This is a genomic window from Marinospirillum sp., assembly GCF_014859565.1.
Genome location: NZ_JACUUA010000180.1, coordinates 1 through 6,525, shown reverse-complemented (window position 1 = coordinate 6,525; position 6,525 = coordinate 1). Strand labels below are relative to the sequence as shown.

At 48.6% G+C, this 6,525-nt stretch carries 6 protein-coding genes; 5 read left to right on the top strand and 1 reads right to left on the bottom strand.

The window, feature by feature from the left end:
• Nucleotides 1-57 precede the first annotated feature (57 nt).
• Complete coding sequence (locus IBX50_RS15770; RefSeq protein ID WP_292257250.1) at nucleotides 58-342, bottom strand: hypothetical protein; 285 nt, start codon at nucleotides 340-342, stop codon at nucleotides 58-60.
• A gap of 479 nt (nucleotides 343-821) precedes the next feature.
• Here IBX50_RS15770 and umuD point away from each other — a divergent pair, with 479 nt between their 5' ends.
• The 5 genes from umuD to IBX50_RS15745 all read left to right on the top strand — a co-directional run bounded on the left by umuD (nucleotide 822) and on the right by IBX50_RS15745 (nucleotide 6,477).
• Nucleotides 822-1,256, top strand: coding sequence for a translesion error-prone DNA polymerase V autoproteolytic subunit (gene umuD / locus IBX50_RS15765; protein WP_366930742.1), 435 nt, complete (start codon nucleotides 822-824; stop codon nucleotides 1,254-1,256).
• A 13-nt stretch (nucleotides 1,257-1,269) separates the two neighbouring features.
• Complete coding sequence (gene umuC, locus IBX50_RS15760) at nucleotides 1,270-2,532, top strand: translesion error-prone DNA polymerase V subunit UmuC (protein ID WP_292257251.1); 1,263 nt, start codon at nucleotides 1,270-1,272, stop codon at nucleotides 2,530-2,532.
• Between the two features lie 83 nt (nucleotides 2,533-2,615).
• Nucleotides 2,616-3,857 carry a TniQ family protein gene (locus tag IBX50_RS15755; protein WP_292257249.1) on the top strand — a complete coding sequence of 414 codons (1,242 nt, stop codon included), beginning with the start codon at nucleotides 2,616-2,618 and terminating at the stop codon, nucleotides 3,855-3,857.
• Nucleotides 3,858-3,861: 4 nt separating this feature from the next.
• Nucleotides 3,862-5,934, top strand: a complete 2,073-nt coding sequence (locus IBX50_RS15750; RefSeq protein ID WP_292257248.1) for a type I-F CRISPR-associated protein Csy2 — start codon at nucleotides 3,862-3,864, stop codon at nucleotides 5,932-5,934.
• Nucleotides 5,935-5,946: 12 nt separating this feature from the next.
• Nucleotides 5,947-6,477 carry a type I-F CRISPR-associated protein Cas7f/Csy3 gene (locus IBX50_RS15745; RefSeq protein WP_292257247.1) on the top strand — a complete coding sequence of 177 codons (531 nt, stop codon included), beginning with the start codon at nucleotides 5,947-5,949 and terminating at the stop codon, nucleotides 6,475-6,477.
• The last annotated feature ends 48 nt before the right edge of the window (nucleotides 6,478-6,525 follow it).

The following is a 6,525-nucleotide window of genomic DNA, read 5'->3' as shown; positions in this document are numbered from 1 at the left end:
CTCACGCGGCCAATAAAAAACTCTGCGGCCTATTGACAGAGAGAAGGCTCATAGGGGTTATGTGCTTTTAATGGGATGTTCGCTCAAAATTTTATTGTCCACCCAATTCTTGATAATGACCTTATCTGCCACTTTCTCGGGAAGAACCAATTTCCACTCTGCCTTGTAACTCTCCTCAGGATGTCGAACAAAAGCCATGTGCTTTACCCAAACCATACCATCCTCAACTTTATAAAGCTCTTCACCTTCGTCGTAAGCGGTGTATGTGAAGGAAATGCTATGACGGCTAGCCACAACCTCAACATTTCTTATTTTTTCTATATTTAGCTGATCTAATTCCATGGTTCATACTCCTGTGTATTTCGTTTCGATTATGCGCATAACATTATTTTTTCTTGTGAAGCTTGTCTTTCTACTACTAAAAGCACGCAGACTAGAAAAAGCGATTGTTTTTAAAAGATATTTCCAGTGTAGCCCGCGTTCCGTATCAAAATGTCGCGCACGCTTGCTATTAACCATATATCCATGCTCAAATTACTGCCTTGGCTGGCCATTAAGCCTCTGTTTTTAATATGTTTAATACTGATTCAGGCAGTCAAATGAGCATGCTTGAAAAGTTTTGAGCATTGGGCGCTGGCACGCTACCGCCTTAGGATGTGAAATGTGCTGCTTCGCATCCTGCGGGTGGGTGTGTCCTTTCCTGTCTACCTTTTACCAAACATACTCCTACCTGGCAACTCAGCAGGTTTTTTCATCTCTTGCGTTGAAAGATGCCCCTGACTCCGATACTGTATAAATATCAGCATCCCGGAGTTTTGTGTATGACCACCTTTGCCACCTTCCTCGGCCCAGCCGGGGAGTTTCCTCTTAAATCTTTGCCTTTCTATCTGGAGCGGGTGTCTGCCGGATTTCCCTCTCCTGCCCAGGATTATGTGGATCGGGCGCTGGATCTGAATGAGTTGTGCATTCAACGACCTGCCGCTACCTTCTTTGTACGCGCTCAGGGTGAGAGCATGATTGAGGCGGGGATTTTCCCGGATGACGTGCTGGTGGTGGATCGGTCACTCACAGCACGTTCAGGGGATGTCGTGATTGCTCAGTTTTATGGAGAGCTGACGGTGAAGCAGTTGCAGCTGGGAAATCCACCACAGCTACTCCCCTGCAATCATCGGATGCAGCCGATTCAGGTTCCACCGGATGCTGATCTGGAGATTCTGGGCGTGGTGACGCATGTGATTCATAGTCTGCGGAAATAGCAGCATGAGCCCTGTGTTTGCTCTGGTGGACTGTAATAACTTTTATGCTTCCTGCGAGAAGCTGTTCCGCCCTGATTTAAAGCATGTGCCGGTGGTGGTGCTCTCGAACAATGATGGTTGCGTGGTGGCACGCTCCCGTGAGGCCAAGGCTTTGGGTATCAAAATGGGCGTGCCGATGTTTCAGATCCGTGATGCCATTCGGCAGCATGGCATTGTGTGTTTTTCTTCCAACTATGCTTTGTATGCTGATATATCCCAGCGGGTGATGAGCACTCTTGAGGCTCTGGCTCCACAGGTCGAGGTGTATTCGATTGATGAGGCGTTTCTGGATCTGACTGGCGTTGATGCCTGCATGGCACTGGATGCTTTTGGTCTGCAAGTGCGACAGCAGGTGTATCAGTGGACAGGCATTACTGTATGTGTGGGAATTGCACCCACCAAGACGCTGGCAAAACTGGCCAATCATGCCGCCAAGTCCTATCCGGCAACCGGTGGTGTGGTTGATCTGACCTCACCGGTTCGTCAGCGCAAGCTGATGGCGTTGTTACCCGTGAATGAGGTCTGGGGAATTGGCCGCAAGCTGACACAACGCTTGGAAGCACTGGGCATTAAGACTGTATTGCAACTGGCGGATGCTGATCCGCAGTGGATCAAAAGAAACTTTTCAGTGGTGGTGGAGCGTACTGTACGTGAACTGAATGGGCAATCCTGCCTGGATCTGGAACCAGAAGCACCGGCCAAACAGCAGATCATCTGTTCACGCTCCTTCGGTGAGCGGATCACTGATTTTCAATCCATGCGTGAAGCCATCAGCCTGTATGCAACTCGTGGTGCTGAGAAGCTGCGTGCTGAAAACCGCAGGGCAAAGCTGATTTCTGTATTTATACGCACCAACCCGCACAATCAGCACGAGCCCTTTTACAGTAATGCCGCCAACATTGACCTGATCGAACCGACCGCAGACACCCGCCGGTTGATTGAAGCCGCACATGCTGGACTGAAAGCCATCTGGAAGGATGGCTACCGCTACATGAAGGGCGGCATAGTGCTCAGTGATTTTTATGCCCCCGGCACCTACCAGCAACTGCTGTTTGATGATGCTCCGGCAAAGCCACACAGCGAAGCATTAATGAAGGCCATGGATAAAATCCACCAGCGCGGGCTGGGCAAGCTGTTCTTTGCCGCCCAGGGTACTAAGCCGGGCTGGAGCATGAAACGTGAGCTTCTGTCACCGGCTTATACAACACGGTGGAGTGATCTGCCGAGGGTGAAGTAGTAACATTTGTGGTACTGACTTTCCTTGCAATTTGTTCAGCAGCTGCTATAACTTTTGCTTAGTATTCCTAAGCAAGGTTGCCTATGAAACTGCTAATCAGACCTGACCCTTTTTCGGACGAAACTTTGGAAAGCTACCTGCTAAGGCTTTCAGAGGCTAATTTTTTTGAGAGCTATCAGCAGGTTAGCTTTGCCGTTCAGGAATGGCTTCAACACAATGATTTTGAAGCTGCAGGGGCTTTCCCCGTTGAATTGGCTCGGCTCAATATTTTCCATGCAGCACAGCACAGTAGCCGGCGAATCAGAGCATTGAAACTGGTTGAAACCCTAACCGACAATGAGAACTTGCCGCTTCTTCGTCTTGCATCCCTGAACTCTACAGTCTTAATCTGTTCGCGCTATCAGGCTACCTACCTTGATGGCACGCATATCCCTTTAGCACTTCTCAGGCGTGATGCTGTGCCTGTTTGTCCTGAATGCCTGAAAGAATCAGCGTACATTCGCCAAAGCTGGCATTGGTTACCTTACAGAGCCTGCATACATCATGGGGTGAAGCTGGTGGATCATTGCCCTAAATGTGGCAGCACCATTAACTATCTGAACACTGAGCAACTTCATACTTGCACATGCGGCTTCGACTTGCGAAGGCTTGAAACTGAGGCTGCTGAGCCCTGGGAAGTTAAAATCAGTCAATTAGTCAGCGGTTATCAAGCGGTTGGGGATGAGCCGTTATTTTCAACGAGTTCAATAAGCCTGCGGTTTGCCTGCCTGCTCTGGTTTCAGCTGTTTACACGCAAGAAGCTGAATGACCATGCACAGGTTGATGTTGAAGCTTTGCAGAAGGCAATGGACTACTTTGCCTCCTGGCCTGGGGTGTTTCATGAGGAGTTGTCGCAGCGGGCAGATATGGCCCCCAATCTACTTATTCAGGATTTTAACAAAACATCTTTCCAGTCGGTTTTTGGCAACCTGATTCTGATCTCGCAGCTTGTTCAAGAAGTGAGGCGTGAGAAGGCATTTATCTTTAGTCCACTATTGGAGTTTCTGTTTGATCTGGTTGATCGTAACCCCAAATCCAAGCGTCCCAATGTTGCTGACTTGCTGCTGACCGTGCCTGAAGCTGCGGTACTGCTGGAAACAACCCATGAGCAGGTCTATCGACTTTATCAGGAAGGATATTTGAGGCTGGGTTGGCAGGCGAGGCTGCATGAAAAGTTAAACCCTGGGGTGGCTGCATTCCACCTGCGGGATGTTATCGAGTTGCGCCAATCTCGTGGTCCAGTACCTGATACAGGTCTTTATTCCACCTACTTGCCTGCTTGGTGATGCAATGCAAAGCCTTGATCAGCTATTGAAAGATGAATCTGGAACAGACCCTTCACTGACCATACGCAAGGCGTTTGCACCCTACACGGAGCTTCTGGAAGTAGAAGGGTACTTGGAAGAGGCCTGTGTGGTACTGCTATGCCTCTCTCACAAACGGTCAGAGACTCATAATCTCTTGGATAAAGGCCTGGCACGCAGAACCATTATGGATAAGCTTCATTTGCAAGCCTGTGCTGATGAAGTCCAATGGCTGCATACCCATAATCTCAAATACCCTGATATCCGTGTGTCCGGGCAACGCCTACTTGCAGCATCCGTAAAGCCTGCCATCAACAGTCTCTCTTCGGCTGACTGTGTTCAACGCTTGGGATGGTCGCATAACTCGGCCTCGGTTAACAAAGCCAAGCTCTTTGGCACCTTTTTTTGTTATCAGGGTAAGCCAACCTGCCTGGCTCAACTGATTGCTGAAGATGATCAGAGTTGGAAGCAGGTTTTAATGAACCTTGGATTGAAGTCTCAGGAGTGGACAGTCTTTAAGGACAAGTTTTCTTCAGAGCTGCCATGCAGCGACTTCCCGGATGAGGTCAGCCCCTATTCCAAGCAGCTGACTTTTACCTTTAAAGGGCAGGATGTCAGTCTGACACCTGTAGTTTCCAATGCTTTGATCTGTGATTTACAGCGGATAAGCAGAGAGCGAGTGGGGCGATATACAACGATCACCCACACTCGCCCATCAAGCGTTGGTGATCTGGCATCATCTTTAGGTGGGCGGGTTACTGTGCTTTATTATCCGCCCTCTTCAAAACACAGAAGCCTGAGTACGCTCCACACTTCAAATCTCAGGAGCCTTGATTCAAGTGCTGCTATTTTTAATCATCCAGCTTTGAAACAGAGTTCGTTCACTGAGGTGTGTAACCAGTTGATTTACTCTGCACAGCAGCAGACCAGAAAGGCTGAAAAAAAGCTGAGAAAGGAAAGTCTCAAGGGGCTTCAGGACGCCTTGATTGAATGGATGGCACCAGTGGTTGAGTGGCGAGATTTCGTTAAAGCAAACCCCCAGGCTGGATTGCCAGCAATTGATCTGAAAGAACCTCTTGAGTATCGGTTGGCTCATTGCCCAGAAGAGCAGCTGAATGAGTTGCTTACAGAAACCAATCAGCATTTGCATCTTGCACTGCAAAAGGAAGCCAGCACAGCACGGTTCGCCTACCATGACCAGTTATTGCAACCACTGAGCTCACAATTAAAAAAGCTGTTTAAACGGTTAGGTGAGGTCGAGCAGGTTGAAGACATGGAAGGTGGGCGCAGCTATCTGCACTTGACTGGATTACGAGCTTTTGATGCTCGTGCTTTATCATCACCTTACTTGGTAGGCTTGCCTTCAATGACTGCCATATGGGGTTTGGTGCAGCGACTGGGAATTAACTTGAGTCAATTGCTGGATGATGAAGTGAAAATTGACAGTGTTGCCTGGTACGTCCAGCAATATGCCTTAACCTCTTCTGGCAAAGTACCTGAAGCAAGCATTCCCACTAAAGATAATGGACTGAAGAAACCTGGGCTGGTCGATGACCGTCATTGTGACTTGGTGATGGATCTGGTGATTTGTTACCGCTCAGAGATTCCTCTTGCAGAAAAAGCTGACTTGATTCAGGCGGCATTGCCTTCACGCTTTGCAGGTGGAACGCTGCAACCACCGCCACTTTATGAACGGCGTGAGTGGTGCAGAGTGACCAATGATAAGCAAGTCCTATTCAGTCAGTTGAATCAGCTTCCAACCTCGGGTTACTGGGTTTTGCCTCATAAGATGGAAGAGACGGGGCTGAAGGAAAACCTGAAGTGGCTGAAAATGAATCCTTCAGTCAAATTGGTGGCAAGCGGTTACCAGTTACTCGAAGTGCCGCGTTGTCGAGAGGGAGCCAATCAACCGCTTCATGCCTATGCCGAGCCATTAATGGGGCTAGCAAAGCTTGAACACCCTATGAAGGTTAGATTCCAGGGAGCAAAGTTCTTTTATGCGAAAGCATTTTGGAGGATGAAAACGGAAGATTTGACTATGATGGTCAGTAAAGCCTGAAGGAGCTGACCAATGGAGCTGTGCAAGCAACTAAGCTATGAGCGATCCCTTCATCCAGGGAAAGCCGTTTTTTACTACAAAACTGAATCCAGTGAGTTTGAACCTCTTGAAATCGCAACCTCACGAATTAGAGGGCAGAAAAGCTCTTATACTGAGGCTTTCTCGGCGAATGGCGCACCCAAAAACCTTCAGCCGCAGGACTTGGCTTTCAGTAACCCGGTTACACTTGAATCTTGCTATGTACCTCCCCTGGTCAATGAAGTCTGCTGTCGTTTTTCACTGAGAGTTCTGGCGAATAGCCTTGAACCAGCAATTTGTAGTGACAGCGGGGTTCGTCAGCAACTTAAAGAGTTGGCGGCTAGCTACAAAAAAGCGGGGGGGTATGCTGAGCTGGCCAAGCGTTACAGTAAAAATATTCTAAGTGGTCGCTGGCTCTGGCGTAATCAGCAGTCACCACGTATTGATGTAGAGGTGGTTACCTCTAATGACAATACCTATAAAGTAACCAATGGCCATTTATTTGACTGGCATGCCAACCAATAGTTCGGACAGTTTTAAAGAAAGCCTGCTACCCGGATAATGGGGTTGTCA